General features: G+C 65.0%; 21 protein-coding genes. 7 read left to right on the top strand and 14 right to left on the bottom strand.

Going from position 1 to position 19,989, the window contains the following annotated elements:
- The first annotated feature begins 57 nt into the window (after positions 1-57).
- A complete protein-coding gene (locus tag CH283_RS13400) occupies positions 58-1,509 on the top strand; it encodes a glycosyltransferase family 87 protein (protein WP_068047521.1) in 1,452 nt (483 codons plus the stop codon).
- Here CH283_RS13400 and CH283_RS13405 read toward each other — a convergent pair.
- The 9 genes from CH283_RS13405 to CH283_RS13445 all read right to left on the bottom strand — a co-directional run bounded on the left by CH283_RS13405 (position 1,484) and on the right by CH283_RS13445 (position 11,279).
- Entirely contained in the window at positions 1,484-2,716 is a 1,233-nt protein-coding gene (locus tag CH283_RS13405; RefSeq protein WP_255183202.1) for a TerD family protein, read from the bottom strand. The two genes, CH283_RS13400 and CH283_RS13405, sit on opposite strands and share 26 nt — an antisense overlap.
- 90 nt (positions 2,717-2,806) lie before the next feature.
- A complete protein-coding gene (locus tag CH283_RS13410) occupies positions 2,807-3,034 on the bottom strand; it encodes a helix-turn-helix domain-containing protein (RefSeq protein ID WP_068047485.1) in 228 nt (75 codons plus the stop codon).
- Entirely contained in the window at positions 3,034-3,633 is a 600-nt protein-coding gene (locus CH283_RS13415) for a DUF2975 domain-containing protein (protein ID WP_255183203.1), read from the bottom strand. The genes CH283_RS13410 and CH283_RS13415 overlap by 1 nt, the downstream gene beginning before the upstream one ends.
- 84 nt (positions 3,634-3,717) lie before the next feature.
- Positions 3,718-4,464 (bottom strand): ESX secretion-associated protein EspG, encoded by a 747-nt coding sequence (locus CH283_RS13420; RefSeq protein WP_094638363.1) that lies wholly within the window; start codon positions 4,462-4,464, stop codon positions 3,718-3,720.
- Positions 4,465-4,466: 2 nt separating this feature from the next.
- On the bottom strand, positions 4,467-5,852 hold the full coding sequence (locus CH283_RS28285) for a PPE domain-containing protein (protein WP_094638362.1): 1,386 nt from the start codon (positions 5,850-5,852) through the stop codon (positions 4,467-4,469).
- Between the two features lie 39 nt (positions 5,853-5,891).
- Positions 5,892-6,695 carry an HAD family hydrolase gene (locus CH283_RS13430; RefSeq protein ID WP_094638361.1) on the bottom strand — a complete coding sequence of 268 codons (804 nt, stop codon included), beginning with the start codon at positions 6,693-6,695 and terminating at the stop codon, positions 5,892-5,894.
- The gene (locus tag CH283_RS13435) at positions 6,692-9,025 is read right to left on the bottom strand and encodes a phosphoribosyltransferase (RefSeq protein WP_094638360.1); all 2,334 of its coding nucleotides are present in this window, start codon (positions 9,023-9,025) and stop codon (positions 6,692-6,694) included. Before CH283_RS13435 ends, CH283_RS13430 begins: the two co-directional genes overlap by 4 nt.
- On the bottom strand, positions 9,022-10,170 hold the full coding sequence (locus tag CH283_RS13440) for an HpcH/HpaI aldolase/citrate lyase family protein (protein ID WP_094638539.1): 1,149 nt from the start codon (positions 10,168-10,170) through the stop codon (positions 9,022-9,024). The genes CH283_RS13435 and CH283_RS13440 overlap by 4 nt, the downstream gene beginning before the upstream one ends.
- Before the next feature lie 23 nt (positions 10,171-10,193).
- Positions 10,194-11,279: a hypothetical protein gene (locus CH283_RS13445; protein WP_068048460.1), complete on the bottom strand. Its 1,086-nt coding sequence runs from the start codon at positions 11,277-11,279 to the stop codon at positions 10,194-10,196.
- Positions 11,280-11,498: 219 nt separating this feature from the next.
- Between CH283_RS13445 and CH283_RS13450 the strand changes: the two genes are divergently transcribed.
- Both CH283_RS13450 and CH283_RS13455 read left to right on the top strand, forming a co-directional pair.
- Positions 11,499-12,074, top strand: a complete 576-nt coding sequence (locus tag CH283_RS13450; protein WP_032396932.1) for a TerD family protein — start codon at positions 11,499-11,501, stop codon at positions 12,072-12,074.
- Between the two features lie 93 nt (positions 12,075-12,167).
- The gene (locus CH283_RS13455) at positions 12,168-13,265 is read left to right on the top strand and encodes a DUF475 domain-containing protein (RefSeq protein ID WP_068048447.1); all 1,098 of its coding nucleotides are present in this window, start codon (positions 12,168-12,170) and stop codon (positions 13,263-13,265) included.
- Positions 13,266-13,289: 24 nt separating this feature from the next.
- Here CH283_RS13455 and CH283_RS13460 read toward each other — a convergent pair whose 3' ends face one another.
- The 5 genes from CH283_RS13460 to CH283_RS13480 all read right to left on the bottom strand — a co-directional run bounded on the left by CH283_RS13460 (position 13,290) and on the right by CH283_RS13480 (position 18,127).
- Positions 13,290-13,655, bottom strand: coding sequence for a helix-turn-helix transcriptional regulator (locus CH283_RS13460; RefSeq protein ID WP_094638359.1), 366 nt, complete (start codon positions 13,653-13,655; stop codon positions 13,290-13,292).
- Positions 13,656-13,782: 127 nt separating this feature from the next.
- Positions 13,783-14,826: a hypothetical protein gene (locus CH283_RS13465; protein ID WP_094638358.1), complete on the bottom strand. Its 1,044-nt coding sequence runs from the start codon at positions 14,824-14,826 to the stop codon at positions 13,783-13,785.
- Positions 14,823-16,004: a sensor histidine kinase gene (locus CH283_RS13470; protein WP_094638357.1), complete on the bottom strand. Its 1,182-nt coding sequence runs from the start codon at positions 16,002-16,004 to the stop codon at positions 14,823-14,825. The genes CH283_RS13465 and CH283_RS13470 overlap by 4 nt, the downstream gene beginning before the upstream one ends.
- Positions 16,004-16,702, bottom strand: coding sequence for a response regulator transcription factor (locus CH283_RS13475; protein ID WP_068048783.1), 699 nt, complete (start codon positions 16,700-16,702; stop codon positions 16,004-16,006). The genes CH283_RS13470 and CH283_RS13475 overlap by 1 nt, the downstream gene beginning before the upstream one ends.
- 21 nt (positions 16,703-16,723) lie before the next feature.
- A complete protein-coding gene (locus CH283_RS13480) occupies positions 16,724-18,127 on the bottom strand; it encodes a hypothetical protein (protein ID WP_082898661.1) in 1,404 nt (467 codons plus the stop codon).
- 162 nt (positions 18,128-18,289) lie between these two features.
- Here CH283_RS13480 and rpsF point away from each other — a divergent pair, with 162 nt between their 5' ends.
- From rpsF to rplI, 4 genes are read left to right on the top strand one after another with little or no spacing between them, the layout of a single operon-like run.
- On the top strand, positions 18,290-18,577 hold the full coding sequence (rpsF, locus tag CH283_RS13485; RefSeq protein WP_008711385.1) for a 30S ribosomal protein S6: 288 nt from the start codon (positions 18,290-18,292) through the stop codon (positions 18,575-18,577).
- A 57-nt stretch (positions 18,578-18,634) separates the two neighbouring features.
- Positions 18,635-19,186: a single-stranded DNA-binding protein gene (locus tag CH283_RS13490; protein WP_037195207.1), complete on the top strand. Its 552-nt coding sequence runs from the start codon at positions 18,635-18,637 to the stop codon at positions 19,184-19,186.
- A gap of 42 nt (positions 19,187-19,228) precedes the next feature.
- Entirely contained in the window at positions 19,229-19,471 is a 243-nt protein-coding gene (gene rpsR, locus CH283_RS13495; protein ID WP_032396926.1) for a 30S ribosomal protein S18, read from the top strand.
- A 14-nt stretch (positions 19,472-19,485) separates the two neighbouring features.
- Positions 19,486-19,941: a 50S ribosomal protein L9 gene (gene rplI, locus CH283_RS13500; RefSeq protein WP_032378698.1), complete on the top strand. Its 456-nt coding sequence runs from the start codon at positions 19,486-19,488 to the stop codon at positions 19,939-19,941.
- The last annotated feature ends 48 nt before the right edge of the window (positions 19,942-19,989 follow it).

The following is a 19,989-nucleotide window of genomic DNA, read 5'->3' on the forward strand; positions in this document are numbered from 1 at the left end:
GGTCGCCTCGATTCGGCGAGCGCTGCGGACCGCGATCTACCCAGTCGTACCGATCCGATGACCGAGGAATTGTCCTCGGTCATCGGCGGTCCGGTCGGCAAGCACGCGGTCATCGGTCGGCAGCGCTGGTTCACTGCGCTCCGGGTGATTCTGCTGCTCGCGGTGGTCTTTCTCTGCTTCGGTTGGTTCGCCAAGGCCGCGTGTATCCAGCAGGCACCGGTGGGACCGGGCGGTGAGCTCGGACTCGATTGGAGTGGCAGTCGTCAGTACGTGGCGATGTGTTACTCCGATACCGTGCCGCTGTACGGGGCGGAGCGACTGGATCAAGGTGCGTTCCCGTACAAGAAGTCCTGGGAAGAAACCAAGGCCGACGGGTCGAGTCAGATTCGGTACATGGAGTACCCGGTGCTCGCCGGGCTCTACCAATACGGCTCGATGGTCGTCGGAAAGGCATGGAACTCACTGAGTTTCCTGCCGCAGGCGTTGCCGGTCGTCGTCTACTTCAACGTGGTTGCCCTGGGATTGGCCGTCGCCTGGTTGGTCACCGTGTGGGCCACCGCCATAGCCGCCGGACGCCGCATCTGGGACGCGGCCCTCGTGGCGGCTTCGCCTCTGGTGATCGTGCACGGATTCACCAATTTCGACGCTCTCGCAACGGCTTTCGCGCTCACCGGTTTGCTGGCATGGGCCAAGAAGAAGCCGGTGCTGGCCGGAGTTCTGATCGGTCTCGGCGGTGCCACCAAGCTCTATCCCCTGCTGTTCCTCGGGCCCCTGCTGGTGCTGTGCTGGCGCACCGGAAAGATGCGCGAGTGGGGCATCACCGCCGGTGCGGCGATCGGTGCCTGGTTGGCGGTCAATCTTCCACTGGCGCTGCTGTATCCGTCGGGATGGTACGAGTTCTTCCGGCTCAATTCCGAGCGCGGCGCGGACCCGGATTCGCTGTACAACGTCGTCACCTCGTTCACCGGTTGGACCGGTTTCGACGGTCCGCTGTACCCGGGCGACAAACCGTTGGTTCTCAATGCCGTGACGCTCGTGTTGTTCGCCATCGTGTGTGCGCTGATCGCGTACATCGGCACGACGGCTCCGACGCGGCCGCGGCTCGCGCAGCTGGTGTTCCTGGTGGTCGCCGGGTTCCTGCTCACCAACAAGGTGTGGAGTCCGCAGTACTCGCTGTGGCTGGTTCCGCTGGCTGTACTGGCGCTGCCGCACCGTCGAATTCTGTTGGCGTGGATGACGATCGACGCCTTCGTCTGGTTCCCGCGGATGTACTACTACCTGGGTGTGGAGAACAAGGGTCTACCCGAACAGTGGTTCACCGCGACCGTCGTGGTACGCGATGTCGCCGTGATCGGATTGTGCGCGTTGATCGTTCGGCAGATCTACCGCCCGGCCGAGGATCTCATTCGAAACGGCAGCGCCGTCGACCCGCTCGGTGGCGTGCTCGACGGCGCTGCAGATCGGACGACTACTGCCCGCAAGGTCACATATAGCGGCCGAGCTGTTTGACGGCTTCACCGGCATGCTTGGCCTGGATACCGTCGCCGATGGCCTGGAGCTTCCATTCGCTGCCCTGGCGGTACACCTTCGCCATCACCAGACCGGTGAACGGCATGCCGCCCTGCAGGGTGAAGCGGGCCAGTTCGGTGTTGGTGGTGTTGTCGACGAGACGGCAGAATGCGTTCGCGACCTGCTCGAACGTCTGACCGCGGTACGACGTGACCGTGAAGACGATGCCGGTCACGTGCTTGGGTACCCGCGTCAGGTCGACCACGATCACCTCGTCGTCGCCCTCGCCTTCGCCGGTGAGGTTGTCACCCTGGTGCACGATCGAGCCGTCCTTGGCATTGAGCTGACCGTAGTAGACGACATCGTTGACGTTGCGGTCGGCGAGCATGATCGCCGACGCGTCCAGGTCGATGTTCGCGGCTCGGCCGCCGCCGCCGAAGAATCCGCCCTTCTTCGGAGTGGTCACCGGGTCCCAGCCGAGACCCATCCGGATGACCGTCAGCGCCACGCCGCCGTCCTTGCGGAGGGTGACCTTCTGGCCCTTCGTGAGGCTGACGGGCTTGGACTTGGTGAGGCTGACTTCCGGAGCCTCGGTGGGGACCGGGGCGGCGGGTGGTGCCGGCGGGGCAGCCGGCGGCGGTGGAGTGACGGGAGCGGGAGGCGGTGTCGGTGCGGGAGGTGTGGGAGCAGGGGCGTCGTCCACGGACACACCGTGATCGGTCACCAGGGCGGCGAACCCGCCCGCGTAGCCCTGACCGACGGCTCGCACCTTCCAACTTCCCTGACGGCGGTAGATCTCCAGCGCGATCACGATGGACTCCGAGCTGAGGCCATCGATTGTGTACTCGTACAACACATTTCCGGCTGAGTCGCTCACCCGCGCCACGGGGGCGGTGGATCGCCCGAAGTTGCTCGACGCGTCGTCGAGGGTGATGACCGCGCGAATCTGCTCGATGTCGGCGGGCACTGCCGCGAGCGACACGGCGAGCCGGGCCGGTCCGCCCTGGCCGGGCTCGAGGCGAACACCGGGGCCGGTGGGCTGGTTGAAGAACACGAAGTCGGCGTCGGTGCGTACTTTTCCGGCGTCGGTGACCAGTAGCGCGGACAGGTCCGCAGGTACGGCCAGCGAGATGGAGACGACGACGTCACCGACGGTGAGGGGGCCGTTCTGACCCTTGGACAACGGTTGACCGGCCGGAGCAGACAATGTGATGGACTCTCTCTCGTAGTGCTGGTTACCGTCATCCAATGTACTTGTTCGATTTGTCCGACTGGTGTGGCTGCGATCGGGCGGACGTCAGATCTCGCGGAGGGTGAACAGGTCGCCGGGTGTGCAGCCGAGGACGCGACAGACTGCGGTGAGCGTCGAGAATCGGATGGCCTTGGCGCGGTCGTTCTTGAGCACCGACAGATTGACGACGCTGACCCCGGCGAGACGGGAGAGTTCCGCGAGCGTCATACCGCGGGCGTCGAGAATCTCGCCCAGATGACAGACGACGAGATGGTCGACGAACTCCTCCGCCATCAGACCAGACCATCGGCATCGCGAGCGAGCTTGGAGCCTTGCCGGAGAACTGCGTAGACGAATTGCAGGACCAGAGCGACGATCAAGGCCAGCCAGACCGAGCCGAAGCTTCGTGCAGTATCGGTGACCTCGGTTGTTTCGAGTGCGGCCTGGATGGCGTTGGTACTCATCACCCGAAGCCCTCCGGTGATGACCGGGTACAGGACCAGGCAGGCAGCAACCACGACCAGGTCGATGCTGGCACCGACGCTGAACGGGGTCTCCTTGATGACATTGTCGAAGAATCGGTACGCGAAGAAGATTCCCACCAGGATGAGGATTCCGCCGGCCACGATCTCGCCGTACCTCATGAAGTCGATCATCCCGATGAGCCGCTGGACGTCGCTTTTGGGGACACTGAGCTCGATGACGTTGCCTGGCTGCAACTGTCCGCCGAACAGGTCGAGCGTCGGCGACTCCTCCAGAGGCGTGACGGTTGCGCTGACGTGGTCCGAGGAGCGGTATTCCCACATCTTCCGACCGGTCCAGATCACAGCTGCCGCCGCATAGACGGCCATCGTCCATTTGTTCGCCCGTGCCGAGCCCACTCCGTATGCCATCCCGCCGCCTCCATATCGATAGTCGATAACAACGAATATCGATAACCTATCGAAAATCGATACGGTGTCAAGAGCGGGCCGTCCTCACCGCCTCAGCGCCACTGCCACGTGCCGTCCGATCTCCGACGCCAGGCCGGTCGTATCGGCGGGCGCGATGTCGATCGTTTCCGCGGAATGGACGATGTACCGGCCGTCGTGTTCGAAGTCCATCCAGAAGAACGAGACGGCATCGGTGTCGCGGCGGTTGTCGTAGGTCGGGCCGCGCGCGACGATGATCTCGCCGACTGCAGACCGTGGGCGGTCGAAGAACGACCGGAACCGCTCGTCCGCCGTCGCCCCCCGGGTTGCGGTGGACAGATGCGACCCACCCGAAGTCGTTGCAGCAGTGACGCGTTCGAGTCGCTCGGCCGGTCGACGGCCTGCAGCGATGTTCGGTACGGATCCGAGAACGACGGCGGGGGCATGGGCAGGGCCGGTCAGTTCGACGGTGACGGCACCGCCGGAGGAGGCGTCGGGCCCGGGCTCTCGAGTGAGCACCGCGGCAGTGTCGTGGCGAATCGCCGCGTGGCTGCGCACGATGTCGTGACGAGAATCGGTTGTCTCGCCGCGACATTCGATGCGAACGATCGGGTCGACGACGGTCCGAACAGCTGCGCCGAGCTTCTCGTCCATTATCGCGTCGATCCTCGCCGACGCCTCGCTCCGCAACTGTCGGAGTTCGTCGACGGTCTCGACGTCGATGGTGACCGCCAGGGGGTACGGCAGTCGGTCGCGTCCGAATCGACTGCACAGCATCATGAAGTCGATGCCGGGCATGGTCCATTTCGTCATCGTCAGCCGCCGAGTACCGGAGGTGCGACCAGGGGTAGATCGCCGATCAGCTCGCTGCCGTTGCTCACGTCGACCAGGTAGCCGGGAACGGCGTGCTCTCCGTCGTTGTCGCCGGCTCCCCGTGCGCCTGCTGCGCCCATGGCACCCATTCCCGGCATGCCGTGTGCTCCCGCGCGGCCGGCCGACGCCGCAGCTGCACTGCCCGCACCGCTGCCGCCCGCACCGATCCCGCCCGTGCCGCCGCCGATCGGAGAGCCGAGAATCGAGCCGCCGTAACCCGATCCGGCACCGGAACTGCCTCCGGATCCGGACCCGTATCCCGCACCGCCGCCGTAGCTCGAACCATTGGATCCCGCGAAGCCGCTGCCGCCCGGTCCTGTTCCGCCGAACCCCCCGCCGGGACCTGCGCCGACCCCAGAACCCGCACCACTGCCGGAAGCGCCCGGCCCGGTGGCCGAGGCGGCACGAGTTTCGCCTGAGTTGTCGGCCGGAGGCAGGGAACCCGGACCTCCCGACCCGGGCTGCTCCGACGCCGCAGTACCGCTCCGACCCGCTTCGGCAGCCTCAGTGCCGCTGGCCTGCGCCTGCGCTGCCGTATCAGCCCCACCCTCGGTACCGGAGCCGCCGGGCGAAGTCGACCCGATACCCCCATCTCCGCCCCCGGCAGAACTGACGAGTCCCCAGCTGCCGTCGGAACCGCCACCGTCAACGACCGGGTTGTGCGCTGCCGGTAGCACCGGGACCTCGGAATCGGACTGCAATACCCCTGGTACGTAGACCGAGCGCATGATTCGCCGTGCTTCCTCCTGCTGCTCCTCTCGGGCCGACACCACCTCCTTCGCGGCGAAGGGAATGGGCAGCAGGGAATCGATCAAGCTGCTTACGGCTCCCGCAACCACCGGCGGCATCCTCGACTTCGTCTGCGTGAAACCGGAGTGCGCCTCGAGCAACTTGTTGCTGATCAGACTCATGGAGGTGGACAGCGCGTTCGCAGACGAGACGTAGTCGCCCACACCGCCGCGGACGGCGTCGGCTGTAGGTCCCGACCAGCCCGACGTCATGGCCGCCTCGATGCCGGACCGGAAGCCGTCGGATCCGGTGTTCGCGGCAGCGGACAAGTCGTTCCAGTTCTTGGACGATTCCCCGATGGTTTCGGTACCCAGCGATTTCACCATGGTCACGATCTGCTCGTGCGGCATCACCTCGAACGCCTCCGTGATGACCACTTCGGCCGGCTCGAACTCGCCGCGGTAGTCGAGGGCCACGTTCGCCTTCTCGAATGCCGCATTCAGAACGGAGCCGAGAAATTCGGGGCCGATCGGCGTCACGAACGCACTGGTGACGATGTTGTCGATCGTCGCTGCGAGTTCCTCGTACGGATCCGTCATGCCCACCCCTTGCCCTACGTCTGCCTCCCCGACGAACAGTTAGACGCGGCGCACGGCGGTTCGGTTCCGCAGCCATTCGAGAATTTCCTCGCTGGCCCGGACACCGGAGGAGTCGGTGACGGTCAACCCGGGCCGAGTGAATCCGAGCAGCTCCAGTTCGCCGTGCCGCGGACGGATCGCGGCGTCGGCCGCGATGAGCATCTCGGCGTCGAGTGCACCGTCACCTGCGGCGAGGACTCGGGCATCGGCGTCGAGGGTGCCGTCCTGTATCAGCCTGGTCCGAACCTCGGCCACCGCAGAGCTCTTGCACACCGCGTTGGGCATCGTGTAGATCTTGCGCCCCTGTTGCGAGACGTTCCACTCCCGAGCGGTGCACCACTGCGACCACTCCGCGACGAAGCCCTCGGGCACGGCCGCCGTGTTCACCACCAGGTAGCAGAACAGGCCGTCGGCCTCGCGGTACTTGAGGACCCAGTCCTCGGAGACCCTCGATCTCAACTCGGCACCGATGCCGGCCAGGTTCAACTCGAACCCGTTGCGCCAGTGCATGTCCGGCTCGCCGTCGACAAGAATGTTTCCGCCGTTGCTGGTGATGGCGTACCGCCACGGGGCACCCGGGAGTGCGATCCGCTGAAATTGCTCGATGGTACGTGTCGTGGTCGGCACGACCACAACATTCTCGCTCAACTCGCGCAGCAGAGAGATCGATCGAGAAGACATGTAGGACAGTGGTTTTCCCTCGTAAATCTCCACGCACTCGAACGAATCGTCCAGGGGCACACCGAGTGCGCCCTCGGAGAAGATCATCGTACGGTCGAGATCCACCGCGACGAGAGCGCTCACGACGCCTCCCCGTTCGACACGTTCTTGATCAGCCCCATGCACGAATATGCGAGGTCGGGAACCACATCCACCGGCACTCCCCTGGCCGCAGCGAGCATCCTGATGTGTTCGTGCTCGGGCGCATCGGCCTCGCGCACCAGTACTCGCCACGGGACACGGCGCAGCAGCACCCGAGTGGTTTCACCGACGCCGGGCTTGACGAAATTGACGTGCGAGATGCCGTATTCCTCGCGGACCTTCTCCACCGATGCCCAGCCGGACCACGTGGGTGTTCGGTCGGAGCCGAGAACCGCTGCTACCGAGGCATCGACCTCGTCCCGGACGTCCTCGAAACGGGCTGCGACGGTGTCGAGCAGGTGACGCGAGACGTCGTCGGGGGCGAGATCGGCGTAGTACTTCGCGCCGTGGAAGTCCCCGGGACGAATCAGACTGTCGTTGAGCACGGTTCGTGAAACCAGGCCCGATACAGTCGAGTTCAGGCAGGCAGACGCGATGAGGAAGTCGTCGCGGGTGCCGTAGGTGCGAGCGCAGTTGCCCGGATCGGCGAGCACGGCGAGGTCGTCGTCGAACTCGGCTCCGGGGAATTCGCGCAGCGCCGCGGTGAGTTCGCGGGCGATCGCGCCCTTGCCCGTCCAGCCGTCGACGAACACCACCGAGCGCGAATCGTGATGCTCGGCCAGGTAGCGCAGGGCCACGGCGTCGATGCCTCGATCGCGCACGATCGAGACGGCATAGTGCGGAATCTCGATGCCGTGGGCTGCGAATGCCCAGCGGCGCATCAGAATTCCGACGGGTGTGCCCGCGCGGGCCAGGGACGCCAGTGCAATGTCGTGTCCGCGCTCGGCCAGCACGACCTCGGTGACGGTGCCGACCGCGACCGCCAGCCGTGACGCGCTCTCCTGCAGCACTTTCTCGAACAGTTCGCGGTAGGCGAGATCCGGTTGATACTCGACCGGAAGCGATTCGGCGTAGTGGGCTTCGCCGGCTTGAATGCGCTTCTCCCGCTCCTCGATTCCTGCTTCGAGTGAGACCGACGAGAGGTCCTTGAGCAGCCAGGTGACTTCGTCCGCTGCGTACGAGCCGAAATCCGGCCCCCGCAGCGGACGTGCCCGCCGCGAGACTTCGAGAGCCACCGGGTCCGCGCCCGTGACGACGACCAGCAGCACGTCGGTACCCGAGGCGGCCAGGGTCTCGGCGGCTGCTGCCAGAGCGTCGGTGTCGGCGGGGGCGTCGGCGACGAGCACCAGTGTCGCGTCGTCCGGTCCGGACGCGTTGTAGAGGTAGCGCAGTCCCGATTCGTCCTCGGGCGCAGTGAACTCGAAGCCGCGGCGCAGGGGGTAGCCGGGCAGGTCGAGAACGTATGCCGGTGACCGAGTGGTGGTCTGGAACAGTGCGCTGTGCCCGCGCTCCTGCAATGCCGCCGCCAGTCGGAGCGGCAGGTACATGAGCTCCTCGTGGCCGATGACGACCACCGGTGCCGATCCGGGGAGCGACGCGTCGACGGTGGCTGTAAGAGCATCGATCGCCGAGTCGAAACCGGCGGCGTCGGATCGGAGGAACCCGTGCCGGCCGCCATCGGGCAGGGTTGCCGGCCACTGCGCATCGACGCGGCGAACCGAACCAGGCTGTGCAGCAACCGGATCGAACTCCGGATCGGGGAGGGCCAGCACCGTCTCCACCAGGCCTGGCTCGAGCTCCACCGATCCCTGCGCCAGGCTCACGTTGTCGATCCGAACGCCGAGTTCTGTTGCCACCGCCGAAGCAGCAGCGAGATGCTCGGCGGTGCGCATGTCCACCAGGGATGCGATGACGTAGTGCGCGCGGCCGGCGGATGCGTGAATCTGCCGAAGGGCATCGAGCGCGGTCGCTCCGGTCGAGATCTCGTCGTCGACGAGGATCAACGGTAGGTCGCCGGCGAGAAGGTCGGCCGAGGTGGGCATCAGCAGGTGGTCGGTGGCGTGTGAGTGACCCTCCTCGAACTCGCCGTGCACGTTCATGCCGGGAACGTGGCGACGCGTCGAGTGCAGGTAGCAGTGCGCGCCCAGAGCCGTCGCGACGGTATGGCCCAATCCGGTTGCAGTTTCGGCAAATCCGAGCACGTCGACATCGGAGCCGCCCACCGCGGTCTGCACCAGGGCGGCCAGTTCGTTGCCGGCGGAGATGACGACGTCCGGATCGACGGGTATGTGTTTGCCGAGCACCGTCGAGACCAACAGGTGGGCGCGGCGAGGGTTGCGACGCAGACCGGGCAGCACCAACTGTGTTGCCGTCCAGGACGACGACGAACCGGTGTCGGTGAGCACGATTCCGTCGGCCGGATTCGCGTTCATCGCTGTGCCAGTGCGGTCAGTAGATCCACGAACGTGATCCCCTCGTTGGTGACACCGAATGCCCTGGCGCGCACCACCGTCTGTTTCGCCCAATTGCGGTGCGGGCCGAGCTCGTTCATCTTGTTGCGGTAGCCGGATGCCTGGACGCCGCCCTGGTCGGAGGAGAGAATGTCGAGTGCGTCGTGGTATTCCTCGTGCGTCACCGCGGACAGCGCGTGCACGGCAGGCACGTGCGAGGGGTGGATGACGGTTTTGCCCTGAATGCCGTTCGCGCGGTCGAGTGCCACCTCGCGCAGGAGGGCGTCGAGGTCGCTGCTCACCAGTTGCTGGCGAAAGCGCACGGCCTCCTGATCGACGAACGGCGTCTGGCGCAGCAGCGGGCGGAACATGCGTTCGTGGTCTGCGAAGTACTCCCACACCGGTCCGGTGATGACGAAACCCGATCCGTCGTAACGACCCAGGTGATTGACGATAGCGCTGATGACGTCGGAGACGACGCGGACGTCGTAGATCGTCAGGTCGCGGTCGCGGCGGATGCCGAAGGTGCCGCACATGTCGGTGGCCCCGATTCGCACCGCCAGCACGGTGTCGCGGTACTCACCGAGGAGTTCACGGATGGCAACCAGTTCCGCGTCGCGTGTCTCCCGGTGCACCACTTCCGTGGATTCGAGGACGGGCATGGCGAACAGACGGGTGCCGTGTGTCGTGGACGCGGCGACGATCTCGTCGAGGAACTCGGCTCCGCGTGCTGCCGTGAACTTCGGTACGACGAATCCGGCGAGCCCGGCGGCACCGTGGTTCAGGCCGGCGCAGATGCTGCGGATGTGCGCGGCGGTGCGAGCTCGAACGAACACCAGTGATCCCGAACCCGAGAGTTCGTTCAGAGTTCGCACGGTGTTGGCCAGCGCTTCTTCCAGATTATGGTCCGCCACAGCGTCTTCGAGATCGATGACGATGGACCGAACCCCCTCGTCGGTGCGTTTGTTCACCGTCGCGGTCAGGTCGGGACGCGTCGCCGGGATGTACAGCGTCGCTCCGAGAGCCGTTGCCACGAGGTCGTTTCCGTCGCTCGTCTCGATGTCCTCCGGCTGCAGGAAGAACACTCGTTCACGGGTGTCTGCGTCGAGATGGCGAAAGTGTTGCACCACTGTCCTTCGTGTGAATGTGATCAGTGCGAGGTACGCATGCGGTCGATCACGCCTGCGATGAAGTCCGAAATGGTATCCAGATCCTGCAGATATGACCAGTAGTCGGGGTGGGTACCCGACAGGGCTGTGCTCGCCCTGTCGATCCGGGCGAGCTGAGCATCCAACACCGAGCCCCATTCGGCAACCAGACCGCGGTTGACCGCGAGTTGTTGGGCGTCACGAAGTTTGAACCGCACTTTGTTCTCGGTCTGTTTCGGATCGGCTTTGACCGCGCGCAGCAGACGAACTCGGTCGGTGACGGCGTCGACCAGTTGTTCGGCATCGCTCAGGTGTTGGCGTGCCTGGGTCACCAGATCCAACGCGTGTTCGGGATTGCCCGCGTCGAGTGCAGAACGAGCTGCGCTCAGATCCTCGTCGGCCTGCTCGATGTGGCGCGCACTGGACCGTTCGTTGCGAGAGAGGTCCGCCGAGCTCTTGGCGTTGAACTCCCGCAGCAAGCTCGAGAAGGCCGGGGCAATGCCCTCGGATCTCGTTCGTACGGCTTCGATTCGGGTGCGCACCGAGGCCAGTGCCGTTCGGGCCTCCTGAAGGCGGCCCGGAGCCGAGTTCACTGCTGCACGCAGTGCGGCCGCCCGATCGCGGACCAGGGCGGCGTGCTCTCGGGCGCGCAGGGGGTCGCGCTGATCGGCCTGCAATTGCGTTGTTGCCGAATCGAGTTCGCGCCACGCCTGCCGGAGTGAGGGGTAGCCGGCAAACTGTTCGTCGACGGTCGATCGGGCGGCGTCGGCCTCGGCCAGTGCGTCCTGGACCAAGCGCGGGGTCGCGGCGAACTGAGCGGAGGACTGCTCGAGGGTGTCTCGGTGGGCTTCGTAGAACCGATCCACAGCCGAGCTGGCGTCGTGCAGAAGCGCGGTCGCTCGGTCGAAGGCCGATCTGGCGGCAGGAGTGGTGATTCCGTCGAACTGATCGACGGCGGCGAGGTAGGCAGCTCCGGCATCGAAACATTGCTTCTCGGTGTCTGCCCACCGGCTCGCGAGTCGATCCTGAGGACGCAGTGCGGTGGAGGCCTCGACGCCCGCCGAGGCGATCGACTGACGTTTGTCCATGTCGAGGAACGCGGCGACAGCGTTGTCCTGGGAACGACGCGCGGCGGCGTCGGATTCGGCACCCCGGCGGAACACCCCAGGCCAGCGACTTGTCACCTGCTCGATAGTACTGACGGGAACCCTGGCGATGTCGTACTCGTTGGCGGAGTACGTCCAAGAACCGGACATTCCCACTACGGTTGAACCCGTACGGGAAACCAATTGCGAAAGGACCTCTCAATGGGCGTCAGCCTCAGCAAGGGTGGCAATGTCTCGCTCACCAAGGCAGCTCCGAACCTGACCGCGGTCGTGGTCGGTCTCGGATGGGACATCCGCACGACGACCGGCACCGACTTCGATCTCGACGCCAGCGCCATCGCTCTGAACTCGACGAAGAAGGCCTTGAGCGACGGGCACTTCGTGTTCTTCAACAACCTGAAGTCTCCGGACGGCTCCATCGAGCACACCGGCGACAACACCACGGGTGAGGGCGACGGAGACGACGAGCAGATCAAGGTCGATCTCGCCGCGGTACCGCCGGAGATCGAGACCATTGTCTTCCCAGTGTCGATCTACGATGCGGACGCACGCTCGCAGTCGTTCGGTCAGGTGCGCAACGCGTTCATCCGCGTCATCAACCAGGCCGACAACTCCGAGCTCGCTCGCTACGACCTCAGCGAGGATGCCTCCACCGAGACCGCCATGGTCTTCGGTGAGCTGTACCGCAACGGCGCGGAGTGGAAGTTCCGCGCAGTCGGTCAGGGCTACGCATCCGGACTCGCCGGAATCGCGCGCGATTTCGGGGTAAACGTGTAGTAAAGGCCCTCTCAAGATTGGGAGTACCCCCGCCTCGTCATTCATGATGGGCGGGGGTTTTTCCGTCTCAAGTCTCGAGAAAGGCCACTGACTGTGGTTGTGAAGATCTTCGGATGGTCGATCGCGGTCACCATCGTGTCCGTGATCGTGGCTTTCCTGTACGGCGGGATCGAGGCGATGATCCTCGTGCTCATCCTCGGCGTCCTCGAGGTGTCGTTGTCCTTCGACAACGCCGTCATCAATGCCACTGTGCTGCGACGCATGAGCGAGTTCTGGCAGAAGATCTTCCTCACCATCGGCATCATCATCGCGGTGTTCGGCATGCGGTTGCTGTTCCCGCTGGTCATCGTCTGGGCCGCGTCCGGTCTGGGCCCGGTGGCGGCACTCGATCTGGCACTGAACCCGCCCGCCGACGGTGCCGCGACCTTCCCGGACGGGTCGCCGAGTTACGAAACTCTGCTCACCGACGCGCATCCGCAGATCGCCGCGTTCGGTGGCATGTTCCTGCTGATGTTGTTCCTCGGCTTCATTTTCGAGGACCGCGAGATCACCTGGTTGAGCTGGCTCGAGAAGCCCCTCGCCCGGATCGGCCGCCTCGATCAGCTCTCCGTGGTCGTCGCAGGCCTGCTGTTGGTACTGAGCGCCGAGTTCCTGGCCGAGGACGACAAGATCTCCACCGTCATGGTCTCGGGTGTGCTGGGCATGATCACCTACATCTCGGTCAACGGACTCGGCGAGCTCTTCCACGTCGAGGAAGAGGGCGAGGAGTCCTCGGGCGGACCGAGCGAACTGGCGAAGGCGACGGGTAAGGCCGGATTCTTCCTGTTCCTCTATCTCGAGGTGCTCGACGCGTCCTTCTCGTTCGACGGTGTCATCGGTGCCTTCGCCATCACAGCCGACCCCATCATCATCGCGCTCGGCCTCGGCTTCATCGGCGCGATGTTCGTCCGCTCGATCACGGTGTTCCTGGTCCGCAAGGGAACGTTGTCCGACTATGTGTACCTCGAGCACGGTGCGCACTGGGCGATCGGCGCGTTGTCCATCATCCTGCTGGTCTCGATCGGTGTGCACATCAACGAGCTGATCACCGGTTTCGTGGGAATTCTGTTCATCGGAGCCGCCCTGCTGAGCAGCATCCGACGCAACAAGCGTCTGGAGAACGAAGGCGTGGAGACCGCAGTCAGCGTCTGACCGGCGGGTTCACAGCTCCGAGACTCACAGCTCCGAGATGTCGACCAGCCCGTCCTGCAGGGCCCGTGCGACGAGGGCGGCTTTGGTCGGTGCCGGGCGCCCCACCGAGGTGTACTTGGCCCGGATTCGGGTGAGGTGTGTGTTGACCGTGCCGAGCGAGAGAAACAGTGTCTTCGCCACTTCGGTCTTCGAGTCGTGTCGAATCCAGCAGAGCAGCACCTCGATCTCGCGGCCGGTCAGATCCGGTCGCGGCGGGAACGGGCTCGGGGCGGCCGAGACGGGGTGTATCTGCATCGCAGGCGGAACCAAGCTGATGGGCCCACGTGAACGAGGCGTCGTCGGGACTCCCGCGTCGTCCGCGGAGGGCAAGGGTTCGAGCAGTGCAGACATCAATTCTCCCGGACGCCGTAGTGGGTTGAGACCAACTAAACCAATGGGAATGATTCTCACAGGTAATTCGCAGGTTTTCTGCCCTGACTATTGGGGGCATTGAACCGTCAACCGTCCGGTAAGCGTGTCACGAAGCTACGACAGACTGCCGGCCTTCAGCATCGAGTTCGATCCGCACGTCGGCGCTCGAGTCGCTGGCCAGGATGGATACGATCCTCGCGCGGCCGGGCGGCAGTATCCGGGCGGTCACCACTCCGCTCGTCGAACCCCTGAGTGCGTCGGAAACCGCGGTGCTCACCCGCGTCGACACTGTGGGATGAACCACAGCAAGTCCGCCGTCGTCGAGCAGAACCACCTGCACTCCCCGTGCCCGGGCAGCCCGCGCCTGCGCGGCGACCTCGTCCGTCATCAGTCCCGGTGCCCTCAGTCGATCCCGCAGAGCTGCCTCGAGAAGTCCGCAGGCCTGACGCTCCGCGGCATCGAGATCGGATCCGCTCGCGATCTTCTCCAGCAGCGGGCGGGCGAGATGATCCAACTGCTCGAGTTGGCGATCTCTCTCGTCGAGGCCGGCCGAGGTCGCGGCGTCCTCTGCCGCGCGGCGACGAGATTGAGCCCGGAGCTCGAAGACCGCCGCGGCCGTGGAGCGAAACGACAGTGCGAAGAACGTCGCCATCACCAGTGGGGCGAAGCTGATGACCGACATCGCGACACCGGCCATCGGGCCCTGGCCGGTGGCGGCCGACCAGACGGTGCACACCGCGACCACCGCGGCCATCGCCATCCACGCGAGGACAGTGCGCCCCCGGACACTGACGAATCCGCACAGGGCGACCGCAGCGCTGAGCGGCCAGGTCTGCAGCCCGTTCGCGACCGGTACCGAAAGCTGTGACAACACAACGGCTGTGGCAACGGGAGCCGATGCGCTGATGGCCGTCGCCCACCCGGCCGCGAGCGGATCGCCTGGCACGGCCGCCAGTGCGAACGCCGCGAATGCCACCAGCAGTACCGCCGCTTGCACCACCCAGACGCTCTGCACGCCCTCGGACGCGGTGAAGTTCATCAACGAGTAGGTCGCGAAGAAGGTCGCGGCGACTCCGGACGCGCTGGCGGTGTTCATTCCGAGGAAGGCTCGGACGTCGCGATCGGCGTCGACAGCGGGGTCGTCGGTCATGTCGCGTCCACCGGGGATCGGTACGTCAGCGTGACCCTGGTGCCGTGGCCTGGTGTCGACGTCACCTCGGCCGATCCGCCCTGCAGCTGACGCATGCGGCCTCTGATGCTGACAGCGAGACCCAGTCGGTGCGGGGCGACCGACCCGGGGTCGAAGCCGTACCCGTCGTCGCGGACGTCGATGCGTACAGAGTCGGAGTCGACGCGAACGCGCACCGCGCGCTGCGCGCGATCACCCGCATGTCGGACGCTGTTTCGCAGCGCTTCTGCCGCGCTCGCCGACAGCGCGCGCACCGCCTCCATCGGCAGCGTCGAATCCCGCGACACCGCATCGATGTAGGCATCGATGACCACGTCGTCGTCCACTTCGGTCAGCGCGGATCGGACGTAGGCGAGGAAGCTGTCGGGGCCTACGGGTTCGGTCGAGGAGATGCCCGCACGCAACCGATCCATTCGGGCGAGTGCGGTGGTCGACTGAGCGGTCAGCGCCGGACTGTTGCCCACGCGCGCGGCCGAGAGCAGCGTCGACATGACGTCGTCGTGGATCAGTGCGTCGAACCGTTCGCGCTCGACCGATCTCGCAGCGCTCGCTGCTGCCGTGGCGGCCTGAGATTCGGCGGCGACTCGCGTCGTGTCGAGCAGCCGACCGGTTCGGACCACCAATGTCACTGTGACAGTAAAGATTCCGCAGAAGACGATGCCGAAGACGATGTCCGAGAACAAGGGAACGTTGCCGTGGTCGATTCGGCTGAAATAGTTGACGACCTGCCCGAAGGAGGCGACGAGCAGTAGGTACGCGAAGATCGCACGATTCGACCACGCGATCGCCGTCGTCACCGAGATGAGACCGGGGAACACTGCGATCCAGGCCGATTCGGTCAATCCGAGTGCCGGGCCCTCGAAGGCCGGAAGCCAGAGCACCTGCCCGGCGAGATACGCGACGGCCAACGCCGTGACGAGAGCGCGGATGCGGCGCATGCACCACCGGAACGAGGCGAACGACAGGCAGAGAGCCGGGCCGAAGATCGAACACACGAACAGTGGGGTGTACCAGAGTTGCAGCCGATCGAACTGAGACAGGATCTGCGGTCCCAGCAACACCAGATAGGCGAACGCGCCTGCACTCGCGAAGCGAGCCATGTAGCGCGAGAGGCGTTCCTCTGCGCTCGGACCCTGCATCAATCCTGCGGAGGTAGTTCGGGCATCGGCAGCCAGCCGTCTTCGACCGCTCGCTTGTACAGATCGGTTTTCGTCGGTGCCGGACGCCCGGCCTCGGCGTACTTGTTGCGGATTCGCACCAGATAGTCGTTGACGGTCTGCTCGGACAATCCGGCGAGGCGGGCGACGCGTCCGGCCTTCTCGCCCGACGCGTAGAGGGCGAGTACCTCGCGCTGACGCGGACTGAGTCCGACGTCGGGAAGCTGCGGATCACCGTCGATCGCCGCAGCCCAATCCGTCGTGACGACCTGCCCGCCGCTCGCTGCGCGTCGGATCGCGGAGACGATCGCCGCCGCCGGGGCGGACTTTCGGACCACGCCGAGCACACCTGCACGGGCTGCCGAACGAACGAGAAAGGCGTTCTCGGCTCCGGTGTAGACGAGGACGCGCGCGCCGGCGGCGTGCAACTGCTCCACGTTCGAGCGGGGTGACGAACCGTCACCCAGACGAAGATCGAGCACCACCAGATCGAGTGTCGGCTGTTGGGCGAGCAGCTCCGCGACCGTGGCGGCGGTGGACACCAGTTCCAGGTCGGGTTCGTCTGCGAGCATGGCCTTGAGTCCGAGCGCTACCGATTCGTGGTCCTCGACGAGGCCGACGCGTCGTACATCGGTGGTTCGTTTCTCGGTGTTCTCCTGCGATTGCGACACCTGTGTCATGTCCCCGCCCCGCCCTACGTGCTACTGCCCCGGTGATGTTGTCAGCGATATCGTTGCTGGTCGGGGCGATGATACAGACGCCTGGTCGGTTTCGCCCGGGAACGGAACCCGCATCCGAGCTCGGAGGAACAGTACGAAGAACACCACCAGCAGCAGCGCTCGTCCCCACACTCCGACGAGAACGAAGAACTCCTCGTCGGTGGCATCGGCCCCCGAGGCCAACGCGGCGAAGTACTTGAAGACGCCGATTCCCATCGACAGATCGACGACCAGATACGCGGCGACGAGCCCCCACGGGACCCGAAGCAGCACCAGAAAGGGCAGCAGCCACAGCGTGTACTGGGGCGAGTGCACTTTGTGCAGCAGCATGAAACCGCACAGCATCGATCCGCTGACCGCGACCCACGGGTACGTCCCGACGACCTTCGCGCGACGCCATCCGAGCCACAGCGCGAGAGCGAACGCGGCGAACACCAGCAGCGGCGACGCCACGTCGACCACGTTCTGGAAGGAGGCCTCGGCCTCGGCGTAGGCATCGGGATTCATCTGGTCGTTGATGTAGAAGTGGCGCAATCCCCAGTACCAGATGGAGTTGGTCGTCAGGTCTGCCTGCCGCAGCGACTGGAATGTGAAGGACGCCCGCCATCCTTCGTAACCGAGCACCGCGAACGGCAGATTCACTGCGACGACCGTGCCGATGGCAGCGCCGGCCACCATCAGGCCGCCGCGGATGTCCCAGCGAGCTCGGACGGTGTCGGCGGACTCACGTCCATCGATGCCGCCGGTGACGACGTACGCGATCAGGGGCAACACGAATGCTCCCGGGTAGAGCTTGAGGCAGAAGCCGACGGCCAGCAGCACCGAGGCGAGAATCGCCTTGCGTCGCAGCGGCATCGGCAGCGTCATGACGAATATCGCGCCGACGGCGGTGGCCACGACGGGAAGCTCCCAGTTGTGGAAGGCGTACATCACCAGAGGCGGGCCGATCGACCAGAGCAAGGCGGGCCAGCCTGCCATCCGGCCGAGCATCCAGGCGGTGAGCAGACCGAACGGCGCGAGAATCAACGCCGAGGTCAACAGGAACTGTGCATCGGTGTGGGCCGGAATGGCTCCGAGCCACATCAGCAATCCACTGAGGACCGGGTACTCCACCGTTCCGCCCGTGAGGATTCCGTCGCTGGTGATGGCCCCGTGAATGTACGGAAAGATGTGATTGTCGATGTCTCGGCCGAGCCACAGGAATTGGATGTCGGAGTAGCAGACCGAGGAATCCTTGATGGCGTCGAACATCGTGCTGCGACCGGAGGCGTCGAACGGCGCGACCGCGCATCGGGCCTTGTTCAGGTAACCCAGAATCAATCCCACCGCAGCCATCGCGACGACCACGACGACCGTCATCGGATTGGCGCGGACCCCGGATCGCATGGTGCAAGACTATGACGCGCGAACGCCGGACCGTGCGCCCGACGCGAATTAGCAGGTCAGGGCCCGCCTCGTGTATCTTCGAGGGGTTGCTGACGCAACGACCCTCCTGCCACGGACAGTCCGTGGCCGTTTTCACTAGTCCACAGGAGGTGATGAGGTCTTATGCGTCATTACGAATTGATGGTCATTCTCGACCCCAATCTGGACGAGCGCACTGTCGCTCCGTCGCTCGATACGTTCCTCAACGTCGTTCGCAAGGATGGCGGCACCGTCGACAAGGTCGATGTGTGGGGCAAGCGTCGTCTGGCCTACGAAATCCTCAAGCATGCCGAGGGCATCTACGCCGTTGTGAACCTCAACGCCGAGCCTGCCACGGTCAGCGAGCTGGATCGTCAGCTCGGACTCAACGAGTCCGTTCTGCGCACGAAGGTCCTGCGACAGGGCAAGTAATTGTCGTTGCCCGCCTCTAGGCTGGCATCTACAACGCTTACTACTGAAAGAGGAACCATGGCAGGCGAGACCGTCATCACCGTCATCGGAAACTTGACGGCTGATCCAGAACTTCGATTCACCCCCGCCGGTGCGGCGGTTGCCAACTTCACGGTTGCATCCACCCCGCGCACATTCGATCGTCAGACGAACGAGTGGAAAGACGGCGACGCGCTCTTCATGCGCTGCAACATCTGGCGCGAGGCAGCGGAGAACGTTGCCGAGAGCTTGACCCGAGGCTCGCGAGTGATCGTGAGCGGACGGCTGCGGCAGCGCTCGTACGAGACGCGTGAAGGTGAGAAGCGGACAGTCGTCGAGCTCGAAGTCGACGAGATCGGACCTTCACTTCGCTACGCCACCGCAAAGGTCAACAAGGCCAATCGCGGTGGAGGTGGCGGCGGAGGCGGCTTCAACTCCGGCTCCGGCTCCGGTTCCTCCGGCGGATCGGGCGGCGGCCGCTCGAACTCCTCGTCCAACTCCGGTTCCGGCGGAGACGATCCCTGGGGCAGTGCCCCGGCGGCGTCGGGCTCCTTCGGCGGACGTGGCGGAGACGAAGAGCCACCGTTCTAGATCCTTCGATCGAGAACAACCAGATGTAACGGAGAAAGACCCATGCCCAAACCGCCATTGCGCGACAAGGTGCTCAAGAAGAAAGCGTGTTCCTTCTGCAAGGAAAAGAACACGTCGATCGATTACAAGGACACGACGTTGCTGCGTAAGTACGTCAGCGATCGCGGAAAGATCCGCGCTCGCCGTGTCACCGGCAACTGCGTCCAGCATCAGCGTGACGTGGCCGTTGCCGTGAAGAACTCGCGTGAGGTAGCACTGCTGCCTTACGCCGCGACGGCTCGATAGAAAGGGCGATTGGTATGAAACTGATCCTCACCGCTGATGTGGACAACCTCGGTGCGCCTGGCGACACCGTAGAGGTCAAGGACGGCTACGGCCGTAACTTCCTGCTGCCCCGCGGATTGGCCATCCAGGCCACCCGTGGCGCTCAGAAGCAGGTCGACGGCATCCGCCGCGCTCAGGAAGCTCGTGCCGTCCGCGGCCTCGAGCACGCCAACGAGCTCAAGCAGGCCATCGAAGGCCTCGAGGCCGTCACGCTGTCCGTGAAGACCGCGGGCGACTCGGGCAAGCTGTTCGGCTCGGTCACCGCGTCGGACGTCGCTTCTGCTCTGAAGGCTGCCGGTGGCCCGGTCGTCGACAAGCGCAGCATCGATCTGCCGAAGGCTCACGTCAAGAGCACGGGCAAGCACGACATCGTCGTGAACCTGCACCCCGACGTGACCGCGAAGTTCAAGCTGGAGGTCGTCGGAAGCTGATTTCAGCTTTCGGCCCGTTTCGGTCGAACAAAGCCCCACGAACCCTGG

The sequence above is a fragment of the Rhodococcus sp. 05-2254-2 genome (genome assembly GCF_002259095.1).
GTDB lineage: Bacteria > Actinomycetota > Actinomycetes > Mycobacteriales > Mycobacteriaceae > Rhodococcoides.

Coding starts and splice junctions, on each gene's coding strand:
- CH283_RS13400 (WP_068047521.1), top strand. CDS start 58: ATGACCGAGGAATTGTCCTCGGTCATCGGCGGTCCGGTCGGCAAGCAC.
- CH283_RS13410 (WP_068047485.1), bottom strand. CDS start 3,034: ATGGCGGAGGAGTTCGTCGACCATCTCGTCGTCTGTCATCTGGGCGAG.
- CH283_RS13415 (WP_255183203.1), bottom strand. CDS start 3,633: ATGGCATACGGAGTGGGCTCGGCACGGGCGAACAAATGGACGATGGCC.
- CH283_RS13420 (WP_094638363.1), bottom strand. CDS start 4,464: ATGACGAAATGGACCATGCCCGGCATCGACTTCATGATGCTGTGCAGT.
- CH283_RS28285 (WP_094638362.1), bottom strand. CDS start 5,852: ATGACGGATCCGTACGAGGAACTCGCAGCGACGATCGACAACATCGTC.
- CH283_RS13435 (WP_094638360.1), bottom strand. CDS start 9,025: ATGAACGCGAATCCGGCCGACGGAATCGTGCTCACCGACACCGGTTCG.
- CH283_RS13445 (WP_068048460.1), bottom strand. CDS start 11,279: ATGGACAAACGTCAGTCGATCGCCTCGGCGGGCGTCGAGGCCTCCACC.
- CH283_RS13450 (WP_032396932.1), top strand. CDS start 11,499: ATGGGCGTCAGCCTCAGCAAGGGTGGCAATGTCTCGCTCACCAAGGCA.
- CH283_RS13460 (WP_094638359.1), bottom strand. CDS start 13,655: ATGTCTGCACTGCTCGAACCCTTGCCCTCCGCGGACGACGCGGGAGTC.
- CH283_RS13465 (WP_094638358.1), bottom strand. CDS start 14,826: ATGACCGACGACCCCGCTGTCGACGCCGATCGCGACGTCCGAGCCTTC.
- CH283_RS13470 (WP_094638357.1), bottom strand. CDS start 16,004: ATGCAGGGTCCGAGCGCAGAGGAACGCCTCTCGCGCTACATGGCTCGC.
- CH283_RS13475 (WP_068048783.1), bottom strand. CDS start 16,702: ATGACACAGGTGTCGCAATCGCAGGAGAACACCGAGAAACGAACCACC.
- CH283_RS13480 (WP_082898661.1), bottom strand. CDS start 18,127: ATGCGATCCGGGGTCCGCGCCAATCCGATGACGGTCGTCGTGGTCGTC.
- rpsF (WP_008711385.1), top strand. CDS start 18,290: ATGCGTCATTACGAATTGATGGTCATTCTCGACCCCAATCTGGACGAG.
- CH283_RS13490 (WP_037195207.1), top strand. CDS start 18,635: ATGGCAGGCGAGACCGTCATCACCGTCATCGGAAACTTGACGGCTGAT.
- rpsR (WP_032396926.1), top strand. CDS start 19,229: ATGCCCAAACCGCCATTGCGCGACAAGGTGCTCAAGAAGAAAGCGTGT.
- rplI (WP_032378698.1), top strand. CDS start 19,486: ATGAAACTGATCCTCACCGCTGATGTGGACAACCTCGGTGCGCCTGGC.